A 23,218-nucleotide genomic window follows, 5' to 3' on the forward strand; every position below is an offset into this window, starting at 1 on the left:
TTGAAGCATGCCTTCATTAAAAGACCTTCGTAACCGTATCGCCTCGGTCAAGGCGACGCAGAAGATCACCAAGGCGATGCAGATGGTCGCCGCGGCGAAGCTGCGCCGTGCGCAAGAGGCCGCGGAAGCGGCGCGCCCCTATTCGGAGCGCATGGGTTCCGTGCTGGCCAACATCACCCAGGCGATCGGCGGCGGCGGCGATGCCCCGGCGCTGATGACCGGCACCGGCAAGGACGACGTCCATCTGCTCGTCGTCTGCACCGCCGAGCGCGGCCTGTGCGGCGGCTTCAATTCGCAGATCGCCCGTCACGCCCGCGACCATATCCGCCGGCTTCTCGCCGACGGCAAGCAGGTCAAGATCATCTGCGTCGGCAAGAAGGGTTTCGACATACTGCGCCGCGACTATGCAGCGATGATCCTCGATCGCGTCGATCTGCGCGAGGTCAAGACGCTCGGCTTCGTCAACGCCGACGCGATCGCCAAGAAGGTCATCCACCTCTTCAACGAGGGTGCCTTCGACGTCTGCACGCTGTTCTATTCGCAGTTCAAGTCGGTGATTAGCCAGGTTCCGACCGCGCAGCAGATCATTCCGGCCGGCGTCGCTTCGTCTGCTCCGGCAGTGTCGGCGGATGGCGCCAACGCCGTCTATGAATACGAGCCGGAGCCGGGCGAAATCCTCTCCGACCTCATCCCGCGCAACATCTCCGTGCAGGTTTTCCGGGCGCTGCTCGAAAACGCGGCCGGCGAGATGGGCGCCAAGATGAGCGCCATGGACAATGCGACGCGCAACGCCGGCGAGATGATCAACAAGCTGTCGATCACCTACAACCGCCAGCGGCAGGCGCAGATCACCAAGGAACTGATCGAAATCATTTCGGGCGCCGAGGCGCTCTAGGCGCGGTTCGCGGGTCAATCTGCCCGCGACCGGACCGCGTGAGAAACAAAGGACGAAAAGGGTAAAGACGATGGCGAAAGCAGCGACCCCCAAGACGGCAGCCCCCAAGGCCGCAGCCGCGAAGACCGCAGCCCCCGCGAAGGCGGCCAAGGCAGCTCCGGCCAAGACGGCGGCAGCGCCAGCAAAGGCCGCAGCGGCCAAGACCTCGGCTGTTGCCACCAAGGCAACCGGCGTTGTCGGCAAGGTCCGTCAGGTCATCGGCGCCGTCGTCGACGTGCAGTTCGGCGATCACCTGCCGCCGATCCTGAATGCGATCGAGACCACCAATGTCGGCAACCGCCTCGTGCTCGAAGTTGCCCAGCATCTCGGCGAGAACACGGTGCGCTGCATCGCCATGGACTCCACCGAAGGCCTGGTGCGCGGCCAGGAAGTGCGTGACACCGGCGGCCCGATCTCCGTGCCGGTCGGCCCGGGCATGCTCGGCCGCATCATCAACGTTATCGGCGAGCCGGTCGACGAAGAAGGCCCGGTCGACGCGACCGAGATGCGCTCGATCCACCAGCCGGCTCCGGCCTATGTCGAGCAGTCGACGGAAGCGCAGATCCTGATCACCGGCATCAAGGTGCTCGACCTGCTGGCACCTTACGCCAAGGGCGGCAAGATCGGCCTGTTCGGCGGCGCCGGCGTCGGCAAGACCGTGCTGATCCAGGAACTGATCAACAACATCGCCAAGGCGCATGGCGGCTATTCGGTGTTCGCCGGCGTCGGCGAGCGCACCCGCGAAGGCAACGATCTCTATCACGAGTTCATCGAATCCGGCGTCAACAAGAAGGGCGGCGGCGAAGGCTCCAAGGCGGCCCTCGTGTACGGCCAGATGAACGAGCCGCCGGGCGCCCGCGCCCGCGTCGGCCTGACCGGCCTGACGGTTGCGGAATATTTCCGCGACCAGGGCCAGGACGTGCTGTTCTTCGTCGACAACATCTTCCGCTTCACGCAGGCAGGTTCGGAAGTGTCGGCTCTGCTCGGCCGTATCCCGTCGGCCGTCGGCTACCAGCCGACGCTCGCCACCGACATGGGCGCGCTCCAGGAACGCATCACCACCACCACCAAGGGGTCGATCACCTCGGTGCAGGCCATCTACGTGCCCGCCGACGACCTGACCGATCCGGCGCCGGCGACCTCGTTTGCCCACCTTGACGCGACGACGACGCTGAACCGCGCCATCGCCGAAAAGGGCATCTATCCGGCGGTCGATCCGCTGGATTCGACCTCGCGCATGCTCGACCCGCTGGTTGTCGGCGACGAGCACTATGCCGTCGCCCGCCAAGTGCAGTCGATCCTCCAGCGCTACAAGTCGCTGCAGGACATCATCGCCATCCTGGGTATGGACGAGCTGTCGGAAGAGGACAAGCAGACCGTGGCCCGCGCCCGCAAGATCGAGCGCTTCCTGTCGCAGCCGTTCTTCGTCGCCGAAGTGTTCACCGGCGCGCCGGGCAAGCTGGTCGACCTCGCCGACACTATCAAGGGCTTCAAGGGCCTCTGCAACGGCGACTACGATCACCTGCCGGAAGCCGCCTTCTACATGGTCGGCGGCATCGAGGAAGCGGTCGAGAAGGCACAGCGCCTGGCGGCTGAAGCGGCATAAGAAGCGAATAGCGAATAGGGAGTAGCGAATAGGGCAAGGTGAGCCGAGCGAGTTTCTTCCCTACTCGCTACTCACTAATCCCTACTCGCTAAAGTGATCATGGCTGAAGCTTTCAAATTCGAACTGGTCTCGCCGGAGCGCCTGCTGGTTTCCGAGCAGGTCGAGTCCGTCGTCATTCCGGGCGCCGAAGGCGAGATGACCGTGATGGCGCATCACGCGCCGGTCATGACCACAATCAAGCCGGGTGTCGTCACCGTGAAGACCGCGGCGGGCGGCGAAGAACGCTATGTCGTGTTCGGCGGCTTCGCCGACATCGTTCCGGCCGGCTGCACGCTGCTGGCGGAATCGGCTGTCGCCGTGAAGGATGTCGATCGTGCGGATCTCGCGCGCCGCATCCAGGAAGCCAAGGAAGATGCCGCAGACGCCAAGGACGACCAGGCGCGCAGCAAGGCCGAGCAGTTCCTCAGCCAGCTCACCACGCTGGAAGGCGCGATTCTCCCGGCCTGAAGTCTGCATCGAGTGACTTGATAAAAAGCGGGGCCTTGCCTCGCTTTTTTGTTTAAATGCCCAAGGCGGCAAAGGCCAGTGTCGGACCATCCCGCCGCAAGTGGACCAGATGCACGGCCACGAGTTCGATCAGCGTCTGGCGTTCGGCGTGGTCTCCAGCGAAGCCGGCCAGGTCGAACACCGCCGTCACGGTCTCGTTCGCCGGTAGCTGCTGGTCCAAAAGCACCGTCAACGCTGCATCGAGCGGATCGGTGAAATGGCTTTCGGGCAAGGTTTTTCCACGCGCGGCGCAGGCGGCGATCCAGGCCGCCACCACCAGCGTGAGATGTACGAACTCGGTACCGGCTTCGAGGCACTCGATGGCGGACGCGATGATCCGCTGTGGCAGTTTCTGGCTGCCATCATTGGCGATCTGCGCCGTGCGGTGGGCGAGCGCTGTGTTTGAAAAACGCTCGGCAAGCTCGGCTGTGTAGGTTGATGTGTCGAGCCCGGCATCTTCCGGCAATGTCGGGATGGCTTCGGCCCAGAGCCCGTCGACAAATTGCCGGATCGCCGGATCGGCGAAAGCGCGGTCGACGGTGGCGTGGCCGCTGAGCAGGCCGAGATAGGCGATGCCTGAATGCGCGCCGTTGAGCAGCCTGAGCTTCATGTCCTCGAAGGGACCGACATCGCCGACCATGGTGACGCCGAACTTTTCCCAGGCCGGCCGGCCTGCCGGAAAATTGTCTTCGACCACCCATTGGCGGAAGGGCTCGGTCATCACGGGCCAGGCATCTTCGACGCCGAGTTCGCCAGCGACGCGCGTCCGATCGGCGTCCGTCGTCGCCGGCACGATGCGGTCGACCATGCTGGAGGGAAAGGCGACCTGGTTTGCGATGTGGTCGGCGATTGCGGTATCGTCCGCCGTGGCGAGCCTGGCATCGCGCAATGCGGCGAATTCGATCAGCAGCCGGTGCAGTGTGGCGCCATTGGCGGGCAGGTTGTCGCAGCACAGCACGGTGAAGGCGGATGTACCCGTGGCGCGTCGCCGGGCAAGCGCCTCGGCAAGAAAACCATGCGCGGTCTTCGGTGTTCGCGGATTGGCCAGATCGTGGATGATGTCGGGATGAGCGGTGTCCAGCCCTCCGCCCGCCGCCCTGAGATAGGCCTTCTCGGTGATGGTCAGCGTGACGATGCGGGTGCGCGGATCGGTCAGAACGGCCAGCACGGCGCCCGGATCTTCCGGCGCCACCAGCATCGACTGAATCGAGCCGATGACGCGCAGCTCTTCCACACCACTGCTGCGGATCGCCAGCGTGTAGAGCCCGTCCTGCGGCGCCAGCGCATCGCGCGTGTCGGGGCTGCGCAAGGAGACACCGACAATGCCCCAGTCCGTTTCGCCCGCCGCCAGGCACTCGTCGACATAGGCGGCCTGATGGGCGCGATGGAAGGCGCCGACGCCGAGATGCACGATGCCAGGGGCAACCTTGCCGCGATCATATGCGGGAATTTTGGTCCCGGCGGGCAGCTTCTGTAGCGTGGCGTCGGACAGATGGCTTCTGGTCATCATGATACCGGGGCTGAGGGCTTGGGGACGCGGCGGATGACAGGCGGCGTAACACCTGTTTGCGCCTGCCGCAAGGATGCCGTTTTGCCTGCGCACATTGACTTCGCCTTGGCCCGAACGTACCGCTATCCAAACTGGGAGGAGCCGCTTTCCCATGGTCGCGCTGACCGATCCGGACCTGCTGTTTCCCTCCGAAGCGCATTCGCGCTCGCTTGCCCGCGACCTCTACGCCGGCGTCAAGAACCTGCCCATCGTCAGCCCGCATGGTCACACCGATCCGCGCTGGTATGCACAGAACGAGCCCTTCCCGGATCCGGCGCAACTGCTCATCGTGCCCGACCACTACATCTTCCGCATGCTGTTCAGCCAGGGCGTGCGTCTGGAGGATCTCGGCGTGGCGAGCCTGGACGGCGCCCCGGTCGAGACCGACGGCAGGTCCATCTGGCGGCGCTTTGCCGAGCACTACTACCTGTTTCGTGGCACGCCGACCCGGCTCTGGCTCGACCATGTGCTGGCGCATCTGTTCGGCATCGAAGAGCCGCTGGATGCAGCGACAGCCGACCGGCATTACGACACGATCGCGACGGTGCTGCAGTGGGAGAATTTCCGCCCCCGCGCTCTGTTCGAGCGTTTCAACATCGAGGTCATCGCCACGACCGAAGGCGCGCTCGACGATCTCAAATGGCATAAGATGATCCGCGACAGCGGCTGGGAGGGCCGCGTCGTCACCGCCTATCGGCCGGACGCGGTTGTCGATCCCGATTTCGACGGGTTTTCGGCCAATCTCGACCGGCTGGGCGAGATCACCGGCTGCGACACCGGCAGCTGGGCCGGTTATCTCGACGCGCATCGCCAGCGCCGCGCCTTCTTCAAAAGTTTTGGCGCGACCTCATCCGACCACGGCCATCCGACGGCCGAGACCGCCAATCTCTCAGACGCGGCGGCACAGGAGCTGTTCAACCGCATCCGCCGCGGCTCGGAGGACGAGCGCGAGCGAAAACTGTTCCGCGCCCAGATGCTCACCGAAATGGCCAAGATGAGCCGGGATGACGGGCTGGTGCTGCAGATCCATCCCGGCTCCTGGCGCAACCATTCGCCGGACGTTTTCAAGAAGTTCGGTCGCGACAAGGGTTTCGATATTCCGACGCGGACCGACTATGTGACCGCGCTGAAGCCGCTGCTCGACTGCGTCGGGTTGGAGCGTGACCTGACCGTGATCCTCTTCACGCTCGACGAGAGCAGCTATGCGCGCGAACTGGCGCCGCTGGCCGGCGTTTATCCGGCGCTGAAGCTCGGGCCGGCCTGGTGGTTCCACGACAGTCCGGAGGGCATGCGCCGCTTCCGCGAGATGACGACCGAGACGGCCGGCTTCTACAACACTGTCGGCTTCAACGACGATACGCGCGCCTTTCCCTCGATCCCGGCTCGCCACGATGTGGCGCGCCGGGTCGACTGCGCCTTCCTTGCGCGCCTTGTCGCCGAGCACCGGCTGCGTGAGGACGAGGCGCATGAGCTGGCAGGGGAATTGGCCTATACGCTGGCCAAGAAAGCCTATCGGCTCTGACGCATGCTGCCGTCCGCAATGAGGAGATGACGATGACGAAGATCTTCGCGCATGCCGGCGAGGGCGCCTGGACACCAACGCCGGACGGCAACAGGCGGCGCGTTCTCCTCTCCACCGATGAGCTGATGCTGGTCGAATTCGGTTTCGACAAGGGCGGTGTCGGCGCCTTGCATTCGCATCCACATGTCCAGTCGAGCTATGTCGCCGAAGGCCGTTTCGAGGTGACCATCGACGGCCAAACCGAAATCCTCGAAACCGGGGGCAGCTTCATCGTGCCGTCGGGTCTGGTGCATGGCGTCAAGGCGCTGGAAGCGGGGCGGCTGGTCGACAGTTTTACGCCGCACCGGGCTGATTTCCTCGCCTGAGGGCGAGCCGCGGCCGACTTCGCGCTCTCTTTCGAAATGAAAAACCCGCGCCCTCAAAGGAGGCGCGGGTTTGTTGCCTGGGCGCTTGTCGCGCCGCGGTACTCAAAAACATCACCGCAGAATTGGAACCTGCCGGATCATGGTGAATATAGACTTAATGCGCGGAGGCCACGACGCTTGATCAGGTGATCCGCTGAAGCAGGCCGAACAGCCGCTCGAACGTCTTGCCGTAGGGCGGTCGCAGCAGGGCGCCGGCGCTCACGCGCGACTGCAGGAAAACCGGCTTCTCCTTGCTGAAGGTGCGGAAGCCCCATTGCCCGTGATAGGCGCCCATGCCGCTGGCGCCGACGCCGCCGAAAGGCTGGTTCTCCTGCACCAGATGCAGCATGCAGTCGTTGATGGTGACGCCGCCGGCGACCGTCTCACGCAGGATGCGCTGGCGGTTGGTGCTGTCATTGCCGAACCAGTAGAGCGCCAGCGGCCGGTCGGCCTGGTTCACATGGCTGATCGCCTCGTCGACGGTGCCGTATTCGACGATCGGCAGCACCGGGCCGAAAATCTCCTCGCGCATCAGCCGCAGGTCAGGTCCGGCGTTTCGAACCAGGGTCGGCAAAAGCTTGCGGCTCGTGGCGCCAAGGTCTTCGCCGGCCGGGTTGATTTCGGTGACATCGGCGCCGGCCTCGCGGGCTTCCGCGATCATGGCGCGCAGGCGCTGAAAGTGCCGGTCGCTGATGATGGCGGTGTAGTCGGGGTTGTCGCGCAGCGTGGGGTAGAGCCGCGCCACCGCGGCTGCGAGCTTGGCCGTGACCGTGCCTGCCTGCCCCTTCGGCACCAGCAGATAGTCCGGCGCGATGCAGGTCTGACCGGCATTGAGCAGCTTGCCATAGGCAATGCTGGCTGTTGCCGCATCGAGATCGCAGGAGGGATCGAAGATCGCCGGCGACTTGCCACCGAGCTCGAGCGTCACCGGGGTCAGGTTGGCGGCAGCGGCGATCGCGACCTGGCGGCCGACCGCGGTCGAGCCGGTGAACAGCAGATGATCGAACGGCATCGACACGAAGGCCTTGCCCATCTCGGCATCGCCGGTGATGACGCTCAACTCGTCGGGCGAAAAATGCTCGGCGGCCAATCTGGCCAACAACTCCGAGAAAGCCGGCGTCAGTTCGGACGGCTTGACCAGCACGCGATTGCCGGCGGCAAGCGCTGCCGTGACCGGCGCGACGGCAAGCTGGAAGGGGTAGTTCCATGGCGAGACTATGCCAACGACGCCGAGCGGCTGCGGCACGAGGCGATTTTTGCCCGGCAGGAACGGCAAGGTGGTGGCGACACGACGCTCCCGCATCCAGCCCTTCAGATGAGACAGCGTGTGGCGGATACCGGCGCGCACGACAAACAGTTCGGCAAGGCGTGTCTCGTGTGTCGAGCGGCTGCCGAAGTCGGCGTTGATCGCGGCGCAAATCTCGGCTTCGTGCCGTTCGGTCAGGGCCAGCAGGCGCTTCAGGCGGTCTTTCCGAACGCTCAGGTCCGGAAAAGGCTGCTTCTCGAAGACTGTGCGCTGTAGCTGGAATCGCTCGCCGAGGACATCCTGTCTCACCTGAAGCATCGCGCGCTCTCTCCTTGCTCCAGTCCAGCTTACATCAGAGCCAGCCCGAATCCAGCTGGGAGCACTTGCCGCAAGGGCAGGCGAGGCTCACATGGCTATTGTTTGACCTTCCGTTTGCATCCATGGCGTTGTACCGAATGCGGTAAGCTGAAATCTCCGCCAAGGGCGCGTGCCGCATGATTCCGCAAATCCGTGTCACTGCCATGCGACACGGCCCCGTCATTACGCCGGATATGCTGCCCGGCGATGACGGGGCCAACATCAACGGGCCGTCGCTGATCAGCATGCCCGACTGGGTGCCCGGTCGGCTTGGTGCCTACTATCTCTACTTTGCCCACCACATGGGGACCTATATCCGCCTTGCCTACTCCGATTCGCTGCACGGGCCTTGGCGCATCCACCCCGGTGGTGTGCTGTCTCTCGATCAATGCCCATTCATCGTCGGGCATATCGCCTCGCCGGATGTTCACGTCGACCGCAAGCTTCGGCATTTCGTGATGTATTTTCACGGCCCGGCAAAATCCGGCGAAGGCCAGACGAGCTTCGCCGCGACATCCGTCGACGGGCTTCGTTTCACTCCGCTTTCCGAGCCGCTCGGGCCGTTCTACGCGCGCATCTTCCGTCACGATGGCTGGTGGTACGGTTTGCTTGGAACGGGAGCGATCACCGTCTACCGATCTAGAAACGGCATTTCGGATTTCCAACGCGGTCCGGTCGTGCTGCCCGCCATGCGGCGCGATCTCGCCCCACGCCATGTCGCGCTGCAGAAGTCCGGCCGCTGGCTGCGGGTCTATTACACACGTCGGGGCGACGCGCCGGAACGGATCCTTTACGGCACGATCGATCTCGCAGAGGATTGGCAGGACTGGACCGTGCGCGGGGACAGCGAAGTGCTGCGGCCGCTGATGGAGTTCGAAGGGGCCGGTTTGCCGATCCGCCCCAGCCGAATCGGTCTGGCAAAGGGCAGGGAAAACGCGTTGCGAGACCCGGCCATTTTTGAGCAGGACGATCAGAGCTGGCTGCTCTATGCGGTCGCCGGAGAAAGCGGAATCGCGCTCGCCGAGCTTGGCTTTTCCGAGGTGCGGGCCACCGCGGCCCGGAAGCCGATTGCGACGTTGCGTCGCCGCGCGCGGCGGTTTTTCTGGCACCTTCGACGCAAGGCGCCAATGCTGCGTTCGGCAATGAGACCGCGAAACAGAATTTTCATCGCCGGCTGTGCGCGCAGCGGCACCACGCTCAGCCTCAATCTGATGGGCTGTTTTGAGGATATCTATATCCATGCCGGCGAAGCGCCGTACCAGACACTGATCGAACTGGATCGCTACCAAGCCAACCTGGTCGTAAAACGCACTTTCGTGAGCTATAGGGATCTTGAGGACTTGCCGGCCTCGGTCGGCCTGATCTATTGCGTGCGGCATCCTTTCGACGTGCTGACCAGCTCTCATCCGGAGACCATTGCTCTGCGGCCTTTTCACGTGACCATGGAGCGCTGGGAGGCCGAGTATGACGGTTTGATGCGGTTGCGACAGGCCCAGCCGGAAAGGGTCATCTCCTATTTGCGCTATGAGGACCTGATCGCCGAGCCGGACATCGTGCAGGCGAGGATTGCCCGCTCCTTCGGCCTGACGACGGCTACGCTCTTCAGCCGCGATGCAAACAATCCCATTCGGTCGACCTCGCTGAGAAAATGGGAGCGCAATGAAGCGTTCAGGACCTATCTGCGCGGGCTGCCGCCGCCGTTTCTTGAGCGCGTCGACTGCTTCTGCCGGGAGTTCGGCTATGACAATTCGGCCGGCATATCGACGACGGAATTGGCTGAATGACGCAGGCTACCAGCATTAGGGCCGAGGATCCCAAGCGGCGCGTCCTGAAGGACGTGTTCGGTTTCGACGATTTCCGTCCCGGCCAGGCCGATGTCATGGACGCGCTGCTCGGCGGGCGCCATGTGCTGGCCGTCATGCCGACGGGTGCCGGCAAATCGCTCTGCTACCAGGTTCCGGCGCTGGTCATGGGTGGGCTCACCCTCGTCGTGTCGCCGCTGGTGGCGCTGATGCAGGATCAGGTCGCCGCCTTGCGGCTGGCCGGCGTCGGTGCCGATACGATCAATTCCTCGCTCGACCGCGAGGCCAATGTCGCCGCCTGGCGCCGTGTGGCGTCCGGCCAGACGCGGCTGCTCTATCTGGCGCCGGAGCGGCTGATGACCGAGCGCATGCTCGAGGCGCTTTCAAGGCTCGAAATCAGCCTGATCGCCATCGACGAGGCGCATTGCATCTCGCAATGGGGGCCGGCGTTCCGGCCCGAATATGAAGACCTGTCGCGGCTGCGGCACATCTTCCCCAACGTGCCGATCATCGCGGTGACGGCAACGGCGGACGAGAGCACACGCGGCGATATCGAGGCAAGGCTGTTCGCGGAGCGGGTCGAAACGCTGGTGCTGGGGTTCGACCGGCCCAACATCAAGCTCGCCATCGAGTCCAAGCAGGACAGCAAGCGGCAATTGCTGCGTTTCATCGAACGCCATCCCGGCAAGAGCGGCATCGTCTACTGCCTGTCACGCAAGAAGACGGAAGAGATGGCGGCCTTCCTGGAGAAGAACGGCGTCACCGCGCTCGCCTATCATGCCGGCATGAGCAAGGAGGCGCGCGAGGCGAACCAAAACGCTTTCATGACGCTGTCCGGCGTCGTCATGGTGGCGACCATCGCCTTCGGCATGGGCATCGACAAGCCGGATGTCGCCTATGTCTTCCACACCGACATGCCGGGCAGCCTGGAAGCCTATTATCAGGAGATCGGCCGCGCCGGGCGTGACGGGCGCAAGGCCGAAGCGCACATGCTTTACGGCCTTGGCGACATCCGCATGCGCCGGCTGTTCATCGACGACGAGGACTCGGCCGTTGAGCATAAGAGGCGCGCGCATCGCCGGCTCGACACGCTGATCGGCTATTGCGAGACGGCGCAGTGCCGTCGCCAGGTGCTGCTTGGCTATTTCGGCGAGGAAGCCGAGCCTTGCGGCAATTGCGACAACTGCGTCGACCAGGTGCCGCGCGCCGATGGCGCTGTCGAGGCGCGCATCATCCTGGCGGCTGTCGCGCAGAGCGGCGAGCGCTTCGGCGCGGCGCACGTCATCGACATCCTGCTCGGCCACGAAACCGAGAAGATTTTGGCCAGAGGCCATCAGAGGCTGGCCAGCTTCGGCAGCGGGGCGGCGCACAAGAAGGATCTTTGGCTGTCGCTGATCCGGCAGCTCGTCGCGAACGGTTTCCTGGAGCCGGATCCGAGCGGCCATGGCGGCCTCGCCATCGCCGAAAAAGGCCATGCGCTTGGCCGCGGCGAGGTGCCGTTCCACTACCGTGTCGAGATGCGCGCCCGCGCCTTGCGCAAGATGCGAGCGGCCGAGGCTTCGGGTGCCGAAGGCGTCGATGCCTCGCTGCTGGCTATGCTGAAATCCCTGCGGCTGCGCCTGGCCAAGGAGCGCCAGGTGCCGGCCTATGTGGTGTTTTCCGACCGCACGCTGATCGACATGGCCGAACGGCGTCCACGTGACCTTGATGCTTTCGCCGAAGTGAATGGCGTGGGCGGGGCGAAGCTCAAGGAGTTCGGGGCGATTTTTCTGAAGGCGATTGCCGCGCACCGGTCGGACGGATCGGCCTGAAAACCTCCTCCAGATACTGCCGGCAATCGTCACATTTGGATCGACATGCCGCCATCAACGGTCAGGACGTGCCCGTTGACGAAGGAGGCCGCCTCGCTGGCGAGGAAAAGCGCGGCGCCGGCGATCTCCTGCGGCCGCCCCCAGCGCTGCAGCGGAACCCGCTGGCGGGCGAAGGCAACCAGATCGGGTTTGCCGCCATCGCGGCATTGATCTCGGTGGCGAACATTCCCGGCGCGATGGCGTTGCTGGTCACGCCGTGGGCGCCATATTCGACGGCGATGCTGCGCATCAGCCCGGTCAGCCCTTGCTTGGCGGCGGGGTAGATGGCGTCGCCGGGCCGCGCCATCTCGCCGACGATCGAGGTCACCGCGATCAGCCGGCCATGACCTTGGGCCTTCATGATCTCGGCCGCATCGCGCGACAGCGAGATCGCCGACAACAGATCCGTCCTGATCAGGTCGAGAATGTCGTCGTCGTTGAAGGCGGCGAGCGGCCGCCTGTCGCGGGCGCCGACATTGTTGACCAGGATGTCGAGACGGCCTCGGGTCTTGCTGATCTCGGCGATCATCGCGCGGCCCGCTCCGATGTCGGCCACGTCGAAGACCGCCGCCTGCGCGCTGCCGCCATTTCTCGTGATGGCAGCGACAGCACCATCGAGCGTGGCGGCGGTGCGTCCGCTCACCACGACATGGGCCCCGGCTTCGGCAAAGGCGCGCGCGATCTCGAAGCCGAGGCCGCGTCCGCCGCCGGTGATCAGGGCCACTCGTCCCTTCAGGGAAAATCGATCGAAAATGCTCAAAACAGGCGGCCTCTGCGCGCATGGGACGGGAACCGACCCCATGCGGCAATCGGCGGCTTGCTTTCAGCCTACCGTTCAATCGAAGCCGGTCAAATGAACTTAATGCGCAGGTGAATTTCGCCTGCGTCCATCAGGTGGATCGGCCTGAAGCTAGGCCTGCGAACCACGCGAGAGACCTGGCGCCGCTTCACGGCCAGGCACGCTGCATTGAATTGACCGACAGCCAGGCAATCAGCGGCAGCGCCAGCAGAAGCGCCAGGCGCAGCGCCGCCGATCGGGCTCTATCGAAATCATTGCGCCTCAGCCGTGGCCATGCCGCACGGCGGCGCCAAGGGGGAGCAGGGCGTAAAGGCCGGCCAGAGCCCACAGGAGCTGCTCGCCGGTAACTGGGACGCCGCCCTGTCTGAGCGCGTCGCCGATGGCCGCGCCCGGTACCGCGACGAAGAAAACTCCAGCGATCGCGACCAGGAAGCCGATCATCGAACCCGGAAACGATGTCGCCGACAGCGCGACCGCCATCGCCGGCAGGATGAGCAAGATGATGAACGTGCGCTGGGTCACTGCCGGGAACTCCGTCCGCCAGCAAACCGATAGCAGCAAAGGCTTAGAAATCCGTTCCCGCCAGCCCGTTGAAGCCGGCACCTTGGGGCGGTTCAATCGGTCTTTCCATCAGCCATCATGGCAAAGCTTGCTTCGGTCGATAAGTTGACCTTTTGATGCGTGTTTGATAGCGCCATTGCGGCGCACCAATCCAGCCAGTTGAGCTGAAGAAGCGTTTCGCGGTTCACGTCACTTGTTGAAATTCGCGATAAACTGCCCGAATTGCTGGGTGGGGGGGCGCGCGAACATCTCCTTCGGTTCGCCCAGGCAATCCACCTCGCCCTTGTGCAGGAACATCACCTTGCTCGATACGTCGCGGGCAAAACTCATTTCGTGCGTTACCACCAACATGGTGCGCCCCTCCTCCGCAAGCGAGCGCATGACGCGCAGCACCTCGCCGACCAGTTCCGGATCGAGCGCGGATGTCGGCTCGTCGAACAGCATCACCTTGGGATTCATCGCCAGGGCACGCGCTATGGCGGCGCGCTGTTGCTGGCCGCCTGACATGTGAGGGGGATAGTAGTTGCGACGCTCCCATATCCCCACGCGCTTCAGCAATGCCTCGGCCTGCTCCAGGCATTCGGCGCGCGGCCGCTTGAGCACATGCGTCGGCGCCGCGACAAGGTTCTCGAGCACGGTCATGTGCGACCAGAGATTGAAACTCTGGAAGACCATGGCGAGATTGGCCCGAATCCGTTCGACCTGGCGCATATCGGCCGGCGCTTGATGACCGTCGCGGCTTTGCTTCATCTTGATGAGCTCGCCGTCGACCCGCACTTCGCCGGAGTCCGGGGTTTCCAGGAGGTTGATGCAGCGAAGCATCGTGCTCTTGCCCGAGCCCGAAGAGCCGAGGATAGAAATGACGTCGCCCTTATGAGCCTCGAGCGAAATGCCCTTGAGCACCTCATGATCGCCAAAGCACTTGCGCATGTCCTTGACGCTGATGGCTGACTTGTCGTCCGGGGACGGTGCTGCTTTCGCGGCAGCGGCGACATTTGCCGACATCACAACACCTCCGGGACAGGTTTGATTTGCTGGCTCTGCTCGGGCGGGGGACGCAGATGCGGTGAAAGCAGGTATTCAACCCAGGCAAACAGCCGGGCGATCGACAGGTTGAGCAGCAGATAGATGACACCGGCGCACGTCAGCACCTCGATCGGCCGGAACGTGTCGTGCTGGATTTTCTGTGCCGTTCCCATCATCTCCATGATCGTCACCACGGAAGCGAGCGCGGTCGCCTTCGTCATCAGGATGATCTCGGTCGAATAGGCCGGCAAGGCCAGGCGGAGCGCTATGGGCAACGTCACAATGCGGAACCGTGTGAACGTAGACATGCCGAAGGCCTTGGCTGCCTCGATCTGCCCGACCGGCACGGCCCGGAGCGCGCCGCGGAAAATCTCGCTCTCATAAGCGGCGGTGTTGAGCGCCATCGCGACGATCGTGCAATACATGGGGTCCCGCAGGATCGGCCAAAGAATCGGGCTGTGGCGCACAAAATCGAACTGGGAAAGGCCGAAATAGATCAGATAGAGCTGCACCAGCAGCGGCGATCCGCGGAAGACAAAGACATAGGCCCGGGTGAAATATTCGCCGGATTTGTGGCCCGATGCCCGCAGCCAGGTCAGGCCGGTGGCGATAACCAGACCGATGGCGACACCGAAGAACCAGATCTCGAGCGTCAGCGGCAGTGCTTTCAGCACGCTCCACATGGTCGAAAGGTAGAAGTTGTAATCCACCGCCACCTCCTATTTCGGACGCAGAAAGCTGCGTGAGGTGTAACGCTCGGCCTTGTCGAAGATCGGCGTCGAGATCGAGGTCATCACGAGGTAGAGGATGCCGGCGACCGTGTAGAAAAGCAGCGAATGGTGTGTTGAGCGCGCGGCCTTGTTCGCCGTCAGCATCAGCTCAGCGACGCCGGTGACCGAGATCAAAGCTGAATCCTTGATGGTCAGCTGCCACACATTGCCCAGCCCCGGCACCGCCAGGCGCAGCACCTGAGGCATGATCACGAGGCGAAAACGCAGCCAGGCCGACATGCCGTAGGCGCGTGCCGCTTCCAGCTCGCCGCGATGGATTGCCAGGAACGACCCGCGGAAGACCTCGGCCTGATAGGCGCCCGAAATGATGCCGACCGCGAGAACGCCGCCCAGAAAGCTCGGCATGTTCAAGATGTCGGACGAACCGATCGATCCGGTGGACCGCGCCACGCCCGTCAGGATCTGCGTGCCGCCATAGTAGAAGAGGTAGATGACCAAAAGCTCCGGCTCACCGCGGAACACGGTCGTGTAGCTCTCGCCGATGAACCTCAGTCCGCCGCGATGCGAAAGCTTGGCCGCCGCCACGAGCGAACCCAGCACGGCGCCGATCATCATCGAAACGACGGTGACGGCGAGCGTCCAGCCAATGCCCCAGAGCAGCTGCAAGCCCCAGCCGGCCGCCAACAGCTCATAGGCCGTCGACAGCTGATCCTTGAGACTGTTGAGAAAGTCCACCTACGCCTCCCCGGGCGTCGAGATGATGCATCGACAGCTCGCCCGCCTCAATGCAAAACGGGAGCAGCCTTGGCTGCTCCCTTTGCGACACTACTTGGTAATGTCGATCTTAAACCACTGCATCGAGTATTTCGACACCGAGCCGTCATCGAGAGCAGCCTTGAGCGCCTTGTTGTAGATATCCTGCAGGTCCTTGTCGGTCTTGCGGAAGGCTGCACCGATGCCTGGTCCAAGGATCGGACCGCCCTTGAACTGCGGCCCGACAAACTCCAGGTCCTTGGCGTCGGGCTTGGCCAGCGTGCCGAGGAAATAGGTGGTGTCGGCGAAGGCCACGTCGAGGCGCCCGGCCATCAAGTCGAGATCATGCTCGTCGGTGGTCTTGTATTCATGGACGTTGGCGACATCCTTGAGATATTTGTCGGCAAACGTCGCCTCCGTGGTCGAAACCTGCAGGCCGACATTCTTGCCGGTCAGTTCCTTGCGCAGCGTGTCGAGCGCCGCCTTGGACTCGGCGTCGTCCTTGGAAAGATCGATCATCTTGCCGCTGTTGGACAACTGCGCCAGCGGCCCATTCTTGTCGGCAAGGAAAGCCACCGGCGAGGAGGCATAGGGGATCGAGAAGTCGATGGTCTTCATGCGGTCTTCGGTGATCGACATGCCGTCCATGACAATGTCGAACTTGCCTGCGGTGAGGCCGGGGATAACGCCGTCCCAGTCCTGCGCCTGGATCTTGCATTCGAGCTTCGCGCGGGAGCAGACGTCGTTGAGGATGTCCACCTCGAAGCCGACGATCTTGCCGCTGGCGTCGGTCTGGTTCCACGGGGCGTAGGAGCCCTCCATGGCAACCGTCACGGTCTTCCAGTCCTTGGCCAGCGCCGGGGTTGAACAGGTCAACGCAAGTGCTGCAAGCGCAATCCAACGTGATGATGTCACGATACTTCTCCCTTTTTTTGTTCTTGGAACCCTCAGATACCAATTGCTTAGCCTAGCCCCAATTCCCCCACAAGTGCTGTTTTCCGCTCCACATTGAGCGCATTCTCGACGCTGCACTGGTGCAAGTTCCGCGGCACGGGGAAAACCCGGCGCGATAGCGGGGTCATCTTGCTAAGCTACCGGTTTGTCGAAGTAAGCTATCGCGCGGTGCTGCCAGCTGGCTGTTTACCGCCTTCACCCTTGCGCCATTGCTGTGCGTGATCAGCGCCAGACGAGTCATCAAGATCTCGTGAACCGGCGAAGTCCGCGAAAGTCACTTTGAAAGCCTCGGTCCCGATGCTGCTCCAGCAAATCATGCCCGTTGGACAGTGTGCCGCCGAGGAGCCGGCGCGGCGGCAAGGAGCAATCGGGGACGGCAGGGTAATTCCGGCTGGGGTCGTGCAGTGGGGTACCAGGAGATGAATCCGCCAGTCAGGAGGCGAATGGCTAGTGCCAGAGGCAAACCCGGACGTCCTTGCCAACATAGCATGCGCCTTCGCGGCGAAGCTCACCCCAATCGAGTTCGTCGGCGTGCGTTTCGTCAATCTCCGAGTTCGAGTAGCCCGTCCAGGAATCTCCGTCCTTGTAGACAACCGCCCAGTAATCCCGGGACATTTCACCAGCCCCACTGTGCGTGTCAGGATAGTCGATCCCCGCAAAAACTTGCCGGGGCCCCTGGATATTGAAATCGCCGCCCTTCTCGATTTGGTAGTAGCATTTTCCGGATATGCGGGTCTGACCGTGAACAGTAAGCAGGCAGCGGCCCCATTTATAACCGCTCGGTAGACGATGCTCTAGTCGCGCATGCGCAGGCGAAAGGGAAACCGCAATTGCAAAGGCAGCCGCTATAGTTCGCCCGATCATCTTGTCACCCGTTGTGAACAGCCGATCCAAGGAGCGGCCGGACACTGTTGGATTGCGCGCGGAGCGCATATCGAAACGGTCCTCCGCAGGATGGTCCCCTGAGAGATCCAATTATTTATCGGCCATAGTCGGATTTTTGTCACGTGACATGTGCGCTGATGCACGGCGAAAGAAGCCAGTCAGCACGAAAAAAACGTTAAATATCAGGCATATAGGAAATCAATGGCGGAGAGGGAGTCCGCCGAGGAAATCGCCTCTCGTCAGGCCAACCTCGAACATCGTCGTAACGAGAATTTTCGGGATCACTTTGAGCGCGCCGCCATTTGTGGCCTGTGGTTGTTTTCGATCTGCATTCTATTGGCTGGCGCTACCTGGTTCTATCACGTCGTCACCCCGGACGCTTGGCATTGGCTCAGCCCGGATGGGACGACGCGCCTTCAAAACATACTTACCGGCGGTGTGGTAGCTGCCGTGGCGGGTGGTCATCTTAAGCGTCGTATGGGTTGAGACGGCAACCAACCCCTCTACCGTCAGGTCTTTTGACGGTATGCGGCAAGGTCAAAGAGCGCCGCCGCTCCCACATTCAACACCGCCCACAACTCGCGCGATACTCGGTCGACGAATACGATCTGCTCGGCGTCGAGCGTGAGGCCGGGAAGCCGGCCTTTGCGTTGATGGCTGATCGGGCGACGGGCCGCTACGTGGGATCGGCCTTCATCAATTCGCGCGGCGCGATCCGCGACCGACTTTGGAAGAGCGTCCAGGAGCACGCTGGGCCGCCGCCAAAGGGCATGAAGCGCGCGGCGACACAATGGGTAAAGCCGGGACTGATTGGCCGCGTGAAGCACTTGCGCGGGGAAGAGGACTTGCGCCATGCTGCACTGCAGGACTTCCGAGAGGACGACCGCTCAATAGCGGTGCCGACCGTCTGGCAATATCTCGCGTGCGATGCGGGGAACACGTATTGCTTGGACGGCACAGCGGTGCTCATAATGCGACGGAACCCAGTGCAGTGCATTTTTGGAGCATCGATCCTTTAGGGCATCCTCAAATTGCAGGCGCGCAACCCCATGAAAGGATCTACCGACCTAGAATCACGGCTGCCTGCTGCCGGCGCTTATGGCGATCGATTTGCGAGCTATTTCAAGCTTGCAAAGGCTAGCATTTTTAAAACAGGCTCGCTGCGTACTGGAGAAATTGCTTACACCGAAACGTCCGGATACTGCCATAAGCCCGAGCCTAGCGTACCTGTTCCCCCGGAAGATGCGTTTCTCGTCCAAACGCAGCTACAGGACTATCCCAACCATATATCGTGGGAGGACGGACGGCCCGGCATAGTAGGAACGCTTCGGGCGGGACACACCATCCTCCGCGACCTCCAGCGAAAGCCCAACGCTATCATAATGGGGCCGCATCATACGGTTCATTTCTACATCCCTCGCGCTACTTTCAACACGGTGGCCGAAGACCTAGAAGCGCGATCAATCAGCGAGCTTGCCTATGTCCCCGCGCAGCCCATCGATGACGACGTCATTCGCGGGCTCATCGGTACCGTGCGTGCGGCAATTAAGGCGCCAGAGGAAACGAACCGACTTTTTCTTGACCATCTGATGATGGCGGCCGCAGTTCATTTGGCGCAAACTTATGGCGGGCTAAAGCCGCGATCCCTGCAGCATCGTGGCGGGTTGGCGCCGTGGCAGGCACGATTGGCAATCGAGCTGCTCGAGAGTGACCTTACAGGCCAGTTGCCACTGAAAGACGTGGCAGCGGCGTGTAAATTGTCAGTGAGCTATTTTTCGAAGGCTTTTTGCAAGACCACCGGCCTGGCGCCGCATCAATGGCTTCTGTACCGCCGCGTTGAACGTGCTAAGTCGGCGATGATTAACGAAAAAACCACTCTCGCGGAAGTGGCTCTGAGTTGTGGTTTTTCGGACCAAAGCCATTTCACCCGCGTCTTTGTGCGTCTCGTAGGGACCAGCCCAGCCACATGGCGGCGAGCGCGAAATCTATAGGTCGCCGAGCGCGTACTCAAACGCGCTCGGCAATGATGAGACGCCGGCTGAAGCGGTGTCCTAGGCCGCCAATTCGCGGGCGATTCGCTGAGTGAGAGCAGTATGTTCCCAGAAAGCCCAATGTGCGACGGTCGCGAGCTGGCGCCCATGCTGTTCAGATGGGTCCGACGGGTCAGAATTCTTCAGATAGGCTTCCGCTAAGTCGCGCAAGAAGGCATGGTTTTCGTACTCTGCCCCGATATAGGCTGTGTCAAACGCAGTGCCTGCCGCCGAACCGGCGATGTGTTCGAGCGCGCTTTTCGCGGCGTCGCCCATCGGAGGCAACGGGGTTCCAAGTTCCTTCAACACAGCGATGACTGTCTCGGCCTCCTTTAGCTCGAAGCCGGCGAACTCCTTGGCATCGGCACGCGTCGCCTTTTTCAGCGCGACCTCACAGGCCGCTCGCGATAGGTCAGCGCGGCCTATGACTTCGGCACCAAATTGCTTGACAGTCTTGATGCTGGAGAAGTCGAAGGCCGCTGCGGATGCCGCCGAGGCTGTGATAGACGACGCGACCGAAATGATCGGAAGTGCGGCCGCGACTTCGAGAACGCGGCGACGATTAATAAGCATGGCTATTCCTCCTTCGTTTTGAGTGCCGCTGCATTGGACACGACGAAATGCTATCGACTGGAGGCAAAGTCGGGATTGCACGGTTTAGTCGCGTTTTGGACGTTTCAGCTCTTGTGTCGAGGAAGCCTTGACTAGAGGACGTGGAACGACCTTTTCGTCATAGCCAACGCAGGCTGGTGGCCAATCGAGCACGAAATGATTGAGCCAATGAGTTGGCCGTTCCCACGAGAACAAAGCCGAAGCAAATCACTATCCGCATGAAGCCCCCTTGTTGCAGTCTGATAAGATCGGCAGGGCTCGCGTAGTCCAGCCCGCCAGGCACCCTCGCTACAACCTTTTCAGAGGACCTCGGGGCGGATTTCTCATTCGTCCGGCACTCGGCGAAAGCGAACCCTGGGGTGAGGGACGGTCTCAGCTCGAAATCGTTCAAAATTCACTTTGGTCCAGGAGCCCGGGTCTTTCACATCGTGGGCAGCGCCAGTTGGCTGTTCTGTTTCCGCGTTCTCGGTTCCGACGATCACCACATAGGCCGGAAAATCATTCAGCGCAAAGAGGTGAACTCGAACCGCGACATAGGTAAGCCCGTGGGCTTTGATTTGGGCTAGGTAGAGTTCATGGATGTCGTGGGAGGCATCGTCAGGTCGACCGATGATATCGCCGCCGATATACCTCGTGATCCACTTGCCCCGATCTCGAAGGATGTACTCGACCGTCAGCGGCGAAAATTTCCCTCTCAAAGAGGCATGTGCATAGGCGAAGGCAATTCTGTTTATGAAGCGAAAGAATTCGTCGAAGCGGTAGCGTTTCGCCACGGAAACGGTTCCAGGCCCTAAAGCGGCGAGCCGATCTTGGTAGTCCTTCAGTGGAGACCACAGTGCTAGATCGACCTTCACATTTCCGCTGACTGGTTTGTTGTCGAGGATAAGAGGTCGATGGTTTAGGCACGTCAGCCAAACCGCAGCTGGCAGCTCGTCGCCCTTAACAGCGACATCAATCTTCTCTGCTTCGCGCGTGACCTGGACGTTGAATTCATCTGGCCATTTTCGGCCGTTGCCACGCCGCAAGCCCAGGATAGCGCGAGTGTCGCCATAGGCCTGACTTATAATGCGCCCCTCGAAAGCCGACGTGATTTTCTCGCATGCATGACAGCTTGCTTTGGCGTACACCAACCTCCCACCAAGTCCGTCCGGAATGATATGCTCATCTCGGAGGCCCTCCTCCCCGCCTGGCTTCCCGCAATAAATACATCGTTCGGGGGGATCGAATGTCCTCGCTGAGGTATGGGGTCGGGGCAATTTCATAGGTGCAACAGCTCGAATATCGCGGCGCCCAAGGTCGAGGTCGAAGAACTCTCAAAAGACACAGCCGTTCGCAGTCGCCGTCGCCGTGATTGTTATTGCGCCGATTGGGCGAAGCCGCCGATCAGACCTCCGACAAAGGAACCGATCTTGCCGTAGTTGTCGGATGTCAGGCCGCCCGGCCTTGCCTCGACCGTTTCACGGATCGAGGACGACCCGTTGAATGAGCCTTTCTCGATTGCGACGATACCCTTGGCGGTCAACTGGGCACCAAAGTAGCCGCCGGCTATATTTTGAGACAAGACTGTTACCAGGCCCTCGGCGCGGAGCCACTCCATGACGTCGACGAAATGATGCACATCGTCGCCAGTCGGGTAATTTTCTGAGTAGATAGGCTTTGCTTCCAACTCCTGCCGGCGAAGGCCATTCAGGATAAGCTTTGCGAGGATGCGCCCGATAACTTCGTAGCTGTCGCTGAGTGTGGGCATCTAGAGCTGTCCGCAGTCTTGTACGTAAGCGCACCGAAAATCAAGAAAACATAATAATTTCAATGCTGAATGGCGGAGAGGGAGGGATTCGAACCCCCGATGGGCTTGCACCCATGCCGCATTTCGAGTGCGGTGCATTCGACCACTCTGCCACCTCTCCGCGGTCATGGTCGGCCGTCGCCGGCGCGGCGCACTAGATAACGGCTGATCGGGCAGGTTACAAGGCCAAATCCACCAGTTATTTGGCTTGCCGGAGAGGCAGCGGATTCATGGCAGGTCCATGCCGGGGTCCACGGCCGTCCACGCCTCGCCGCCAAGCGACGGTGACGCCGGCAGTCATGTTGACGCGATCAGTGGTTGCCCGCCTCTCGGCAACGGCTGTTGCCTTGACTCCACCTCAACCTTCGGTTAGGGACAGCGCGCAATCGGCGTGGAGGGTTCTTCCGCGCCGCTTGTTTTTTGAACCCGCAGACTGACAAAAAGACGGCCGAACCGCCTCAGGCGGTTCATCGAGGCCGACCGAACAGCGAAAGGCAAAAAATGTTCGCAGTCATTAAAACGGGCGGTAAGCAGTATCGCGTTGCCGCCAACGATCTCCTGAAGATCGAAAAAGTCGAAGCCAATGTCGGCGATATCGTCGAGATCGGCCACGTGCTCGCGCATGGCGAGGGCGAGAATGTCACGTTCGGCGCGCCGTTCGTCGATGGCGCTCTGGTCACCGCCGAAGTCGTCGAGCAGGGCAAGAACCGCACGGTCATCGCTTTCAAGAAGCGCCGCCGCCAGAATTCGCGCCGCAAGATCGGCCATCGCCAGCTTCTGACCACCGTGCGGATCGCCGAGATCCTGCTGGGTGGCGCGAAGCCTGCCAAGAAGGCCGCCGTGAAGGCGGAAGCCAAGGCTGAGGTTGCCGCCGAGGCGAAGGCCGAGGCCGCGCCGAAGGAAGCCAAGGCCAAGAAGGAAGCTGCCCCCAAGGCAGAAGTGACGGCCGAGACGGCCGCCGCGCCGCTGTTCAAGGCGCCGAAGGGCGAGCCGGACGACCTGACCGTGATCAAGGGCATCGGCCCGGTCGCCGCCAAGGATCTTAACGAGCAGGGCATCATCACCTTCGCGCAGCTCGCCAAGCTGACCGACAAGGATGTCGCCAAGATCGACGAACACATGCCGTTCAGCGCCGACCAGATCAAGGACTGGCGTGAACAGGCCAAGGAACTGGCGAAGAAGTAATTTTTCCGGCGAAACATCCGCCGGATCGGACTTGAAACGGAACGCGAACGCGTTCATAAGGCCTTTTAGGCGCCTTGCGG

23 protein-coding genes, 1 tRNA gene and 1 pseudogene are annotated in these 23,218 nt (G+C 62.1%); 10 read left to right on the plus strand and 15 right to left on the minus strand.

What is annotated here, in order from left to right:
* Positions 1 to 7 precede the first annotated feature (7 nt).
* From JN279_RS06360 to JN279_RS06370, 3 genes are all read left to right on the plus strand, one after another.
* Positions 8 to 895, plus strand: coding sequence for a F0F1 ATP synthase subunit gamma (locus tag JN279_RS06360; RefSeq protein WP_096451376.1), 888 nt, complete (start codon positions 8 to 10; stop codon positions 893 to 895).
* A 70-nt stretch (positions 896 to 965) separates the two neighbouring features.
* Positions 966 to 2,540 carry a F0F1 ATP synthase subunit beta gene (gene atpD, locus JN279_RS06365; RefSeq protein ID WP_096451374.1) on the plus strand — a complete coding sequence of 525 codons (1,575 nt, stop codon included), beginning with the start codon at positions 966 to 968 and terminating at the stop codon, positions 2,538 to 2,540.
* A 99-nt stretch (positions 2,541 to 2,639) separates the two neighbouring features.
* Entirely contained in the window at positions 2,640 to 3,047 is a 408-nt protein-coding gene (locus JN279_RS06370; protein WP_096451372.1) for a F0F1 ATP synthase subunit epsilon, read from the plus strand.
* Between the two features lie 52 nt (positions 3,048 to 3,099).
* On the opposite strand, the gene JN279_RS06375 is transcribed toward JN279_RS06370, so the two are convergent.
* Positions 3,100 to 4,593: a mannitol dehydrogenase family protein gene (locus JN279_RS06375; RefSeq protein WP_202352328.1), complete on the minus strand. Its 1,494-nt coding sequence runs from the start codon at positions 4,591 to 4,593 to the stop codon at positions 3,100 to 3,102.
* A gap of 154 nt (positions 4,594 to 4,747) precedes the next feature.
* On the opposite strand from JN279_RS06375, the gene uxaC reads away from it, so the two are divergent.
* On the plus strand, positions 4,748 to 6,157 hold the full coding sequence (uxaC, locus tag JN279_RS06380) for a glucuronate isomerase (protein WP_096451368.1): 1,410 nt from the start codon (positions 4,748 to 4,750) through the stop codon (positions 6,155 to 6,157).
* 26 nt (positions 6,158 to 6,183) lie between these two features.
* Positions 6,184 to 6,522: a cupin domain-containing protein gene (locus JN279_RS06385; RefSeq protein ID WP_096451366.1), complete on the plus strand. Its 339-nt coding sequence runs from the start codon at positions 6,184 to 6,186 to the stop codon at positions 6,520 to 6,522.
* A 181-nt stretch (positions 6,523 to 6,703) separates the two neighbouring features.
* Here JN279_RS06385 and JN279_RS06390 read toward each other — a convergent pair whose 3' ends face one another.
* Positions 6,704 to 8,125, minus strand: a complete 1,422-nt coding sequence (locus tag JN279_RS06390; RefSeq protein ID WP_096451364.1) for a coniferyl aldehyde dehydrogenase — start codon at positions 8,123 to 8,125, stop codon at positions 6,704 to 6,706.
* Positions 8,126 to 8,301: 176 nt separating this feature from the next.
* On the opposite strand from JN279_RS06390, the gene JN279_RS38140 reads away from it, so the two are divergent.
* Together JN279_RS38140 and recQ are read left to right on the plus strand one after the other, a co-directional pair.
* Positions 8,302 to 9,948, plus strand: coding sequence for a sulfotransferase (locus JN279_RS38140; RefSeq protein ID WP_096451362.1), 1,647 nt, complete (start codon positions 8,302 to 8,304; stop codon positions 9,946 to 9,948).
* Complete coding sequence (gene recQ / locus JN279_RS06400) at positions 9,945 to 11,777, plus strand: DNA helicase RecQ (RefSeq protein ID WP_096451360.1); 1,833 nt, start codon at positions 9,945 to 9,947, stop codon at positions 11,775 to 11,777. Before JN279_RS38140 ends, recQ begins: the two co-directional genes overlap by 4 nt.
* Positions 11,778 to 11,806: 29 nt before the next feature.
* Here recQ and JN279_RS06405 read toward each other — a convergent pair.
* The 8 genes and pseudogenes from JN279_RS06405 to JN279_RS06435 form a co-directional block, all read right to left on the minus strand.
* A pseudogene (locus JN279_RS06405) lies at positions 11,807 to 12,576 on the minus strand (SDR family oxidoreductase).
* 300 nt (positions 12,577 to 12,876) lie between these two features.
* The gene (locus tag JN279_RS06410) at positions 12,877 to 13,137 is read right to left on the minus strand and encodes a hypothetical protein (protein ID WP_202352329.1); all 261 of its coding nucleotides are present in this window, start codon (positions 13,135 to 13,137) and stop codon (positions 12,877 to 12,879) included.
* Between the two features lie 92 nt (positions 13,138 to 13,229).
* Positions 13,230 to 13,364, minus strand: a complete 135-nt coding sequence (locus tag JN279_RS38665) for a hypothetical protein (RefSeq protein WP_274608666.1) — start codon at positions 13,362 to 13,364, stop codon at positions 13,230 to 13,232.
* Position 13,365: 1 nt separating this feature from the next.
* Positions 13,366 to 14,181, minus strand: a complete 816-nt coding sequence (locus JN279_RS06415; RefSeq protein WP_202352330.1) for an ABC transporter ATP-binding protein — start codon at positions 14,179 to 14,181, stop codon at positions 13,366 to 13,368.
* Entirely contained in the window at positions 14,181 to 14,912 is a 732-nt protein-coding gene (locus tag JN279_RS06420; protein WP_202352331.1) for an ABC transporter permease, read from the minus strand. The genes JN279_RS06415 and JN279_RS06420 overlap by 1 nt, the downstream gene beginning before the upstream one ends.
* Before the next feature lie 9 nt (positions 14,913 to 14,921).
* Entirely contained in the window at positions 14,922 to 15,668 is a 747-nt protein-coding gene (locus JN279_RS06425; RefSeq protein ID WP_202352332.1) for an ABC transporter permease, read from the minus strand.
* A gap of 90 nt (positions 15,669 to 15,758) precedes the next feature.
* A complete protein-coding gene (locus JN279_RS06430) occupies positions 15,759 to 16,601 on the minus strand; it encodes a transporter substrate-binding domain-containing protein (protein WP_202352333.1) in 843 nt (280 codons plus the stop codon).
* Positions 16,602 to 17,087: 486 nt separating this feature from the next.
* The gene (locus tag JN279_RS06435) at positions 17,088 to 17,573 is read right to left on the minus strand and encodes a hypothetical protein (RefSeq protein ID WP_202352334.1); all 486 of its coding nucleotides are present in this window, start codon (positions 17,571 to 17,573) and stop codon (positions 17,088 to 17,090) included.
* Between the two features lie 153 nt (positions 17,574 to 17,726).
* On the opposite strand from JN279_RS06435, the gene JN279_RS06440 reads away from it, so the two are divergent.
* A complete protein-coding gene (locus tag JN279_RS06440; protein WP_202352335.1) occupies positions 17,727 to 18,011 on the plus strand; it encodes a hypothetical protein in 285 nt (94 codons plus the stop codon).
* Positions 18,012 to 18,034: 23 nt separating this feature from the next.
* Here the strand turns inward: JN279_RS06440 and JN279_RS06445 are convergent, their stop codons facing one another.
* Positions 18,035 to 18,379: a hypothetical protein gene (locus tag JN279_RS06445; RefSeq protein ID WP_202352336.1), complete on the minus strand. Its 345-nt coding sequence runs from the start codon at positions 18,377 to 18,379 to the stop codon at positions 18,035 to 18,037.
* A gap of 195 nt (positions 18,380 to 18,574) precedes the next feature.
* Here JN279_RS06445 and JN279_RS06450 point away from each other — a divergent pair, with 195 nt between their 5' ends.
* The gene (locus JN279_RS06450) at positions 18,575 to 19,516 is read left to right on the plus strand and encodes a helix-turn-helix domain-containing protein (protein ID WP_202352337.1); all 942 of its coding nucleotides are present in this window, start codon (positions 18,575 to 18,577) and stop codon (positions 19,514 to 19,516) included.
* A gap of 60 nt (positions 19,517 to 19,576) precedes the next feature.
* Here JN279_RS06450 and JN279_RS06455 read toward each other — a convergent pair whose 3' ends face one another.
* The 4 genes from JN279_RS06455 to JN279_RS06470 form a co-directional block, all read right to left on the minus strand.
* Entirely contained in the window at positions 19,577 to 20,128 is a 552-nt protein-coding gene (locus JN279_RS06455) for a DUF4142 domain-containing protein (RefSeq protein ID WP_202352338.1), read from the minus strand.
* Between the two features lie 362 nt (positions 20,129 to 20,490).
* Positions 20,491 to 21,429 carry an HNH endonuclease gene (locus JN279_RS06460; protein WP_202352339.1) on the minus strand — a complete coding sequence of 313 codons (939 nt, stop codon included), beginning with the start codon at positions 21,427 to 21,429 and terminating at the stop codon, positions 20,491 to 20,493.
* Between the two features lie 92 nt (positions 21,430 to 21,521).
* Complete coding sequence (locus JN279_RS06465) at positions 21,522 to 21,914, minus strand: hypothetical protein (RefSeq protein WP_202352340.1); 393 nt, start codon at positions 21,912 to 21,914, stop codon at positions 21,522 to 21,524.
* A gap of 70 nt (positions 21,915 to 21,984) precedes the next feature.
* Positions 21,985 to 22,074, minus strand: a tRNA-Ser gene (locus tag JN279_RS06470).
* A 380-nt stretch (positions 22,075 to 22,454) separates the two neighbouring features.
* Here JN279_RS06470 and JN279_RS06475 point away from each other — a divergent pair.
* On the plus strand, positions 22,455 to 23,138 hold the full coding sequence (locus JN279_RS06475; RefSeq protein ID WP_096451350.1) for a 50S ribosomal protein L21: 684 nt from the start codon (positions 22,455 to 22,457) through the stop codon (positions 23,136 to 23,138).
* The last annotated feature ends 80 nt before the right edge of the window (positions 23,139 to 23,218 follow it).

This window comes from Mesorhizobium sp. 113-1-2 (assembly GCF_016756475.1).
In the GTDB taxonomy this organism is placed as follows: domain Bacteria; phylum Pseudomonadota; class Alphaproteobacteria; order Rhizobiales; family Rhizobiaceae; genus Mesorhizobium; species Mesorhizobium loti_C.

Coding starts and splice junctions, on each gene's coding strand:
- JN279_RS06370 (WP_096451372.1), top strand. CDS start 2,640: ATGGCTGAAGCTTTCAAATTCGAACTGGTCTCGCCGGAGCGCCTGCTG.
- JN279_RS06375 (WP_202352328.1), bottom strand. CDS start 4,593: ATGACCAGAAGCCATCTGTCCGACGCCACGCTACAGAAGCTGCCCGCC.
- JN279_RS06450 (WP_202352337.1), top strand. CDS start 18,575: ATGAAAGGATCTACCGACCTAGAATCACGGCTGCCTGCTGCCGGCGCT.
- JN279_RS06435 (WP_202352334.1), bottom strand. CDS start 17,573: ATGCGCTCCGCGCGCAATCCAACAGTGTCCGGCCGCTCCTTGGATCGG.
- JN279_RS38140 (WP_096451362.1), top strand. CDS start 8,302: ATGATTCCGCAAATCCGTGTCACTGCCATGCGACACGGCCCCGTCATT.
- JN279_RS06385 (WP_096451366.1), top strand. CDS start 6,184: ATGACGATGACGAAGATCTTCGCGCATGCCGGCGAGGGCGCCTGGACA.
- recQ (WP_096451360.1), top strand. CDS start 9,945: ATGACGCAGGCTACCAGCATTAGGGCCGAGGATCCCAAGCGGCGCGTC.
- JN279_RS06445 (WP_202352336.1), bottom strand. CDS start 18,379: ATGGCGCAAGTCCTCTTCCCCGCGCAAGTGCTTCACGCGGCCAATCAG.
- JN279_RS06360 (WP_096451376.1), top strand. CDS start 8: ATGCCTTCATTAAAAGACCTTCGTAACCGTATCGCCTCGGTCAAGGCG.
- JN279_RS06475 (WP_096451350.1), top strand. CDS start 22,455: ATGTTCGCAGTCATTAAAACGGGCGGTAAGCAGTATCGCGTTGCCGCC.
- JN279_RS06455 (WP_202352338.1), bottom strand. CDS start 20,128: ATGCTTATTAATCGTCGCCGCGTTCTCGAAGTCGCGGCCGCACTTCCG.
- uxaC (WP_096451368.1), top strand. CDS start 4,748: ATGGTCGCGCTGACCGATCCGGACCTGCTGTTTCCCTCCGAAGCGCAT.
- JN279_RS06440 (WP_202352335.1), top strand. CDS start 17,727: ATGGCGGAGAGGGAGTCCGCCGAGGAAATCGCCTCTCGTCAGGCCAAC.
- JN279_RS06465 (WP_202352340.1), bottom strand. CDS start 21,914: ATGCCCACACTCAGCGACAGCTACGAAGTTATCGGGCGCATCCTCGCA.
- JN279_RS06415 (WP_202352330.1), bottom strand. CDS start 14,181: ATGTCGGCAAATGTCGCCGCTGCCGCGAAAGCAGCACCGTCCCCGGAC.
- JN279_RS06390 (WP_096451364.1), bottom strand. CDS start 8,125: ATGCTTCAGGTGAGACAGGATGTCCTCGGCGAGCGATTCCAGCTACAG.
- JN279_RS06460 (WP_202352339.1), bottom strand. CDS start 21,429: ATGAAATTGCCCCGACCCCATACCTCAGCGAGGACATTCGATCCCCCC.
- atpD (WP_096451374.1), top strand. CDS start 966: ATGGCGAAAGCAGCGACCCCCAAGACGGCAGCCCCCAAGGCCGCAGCC.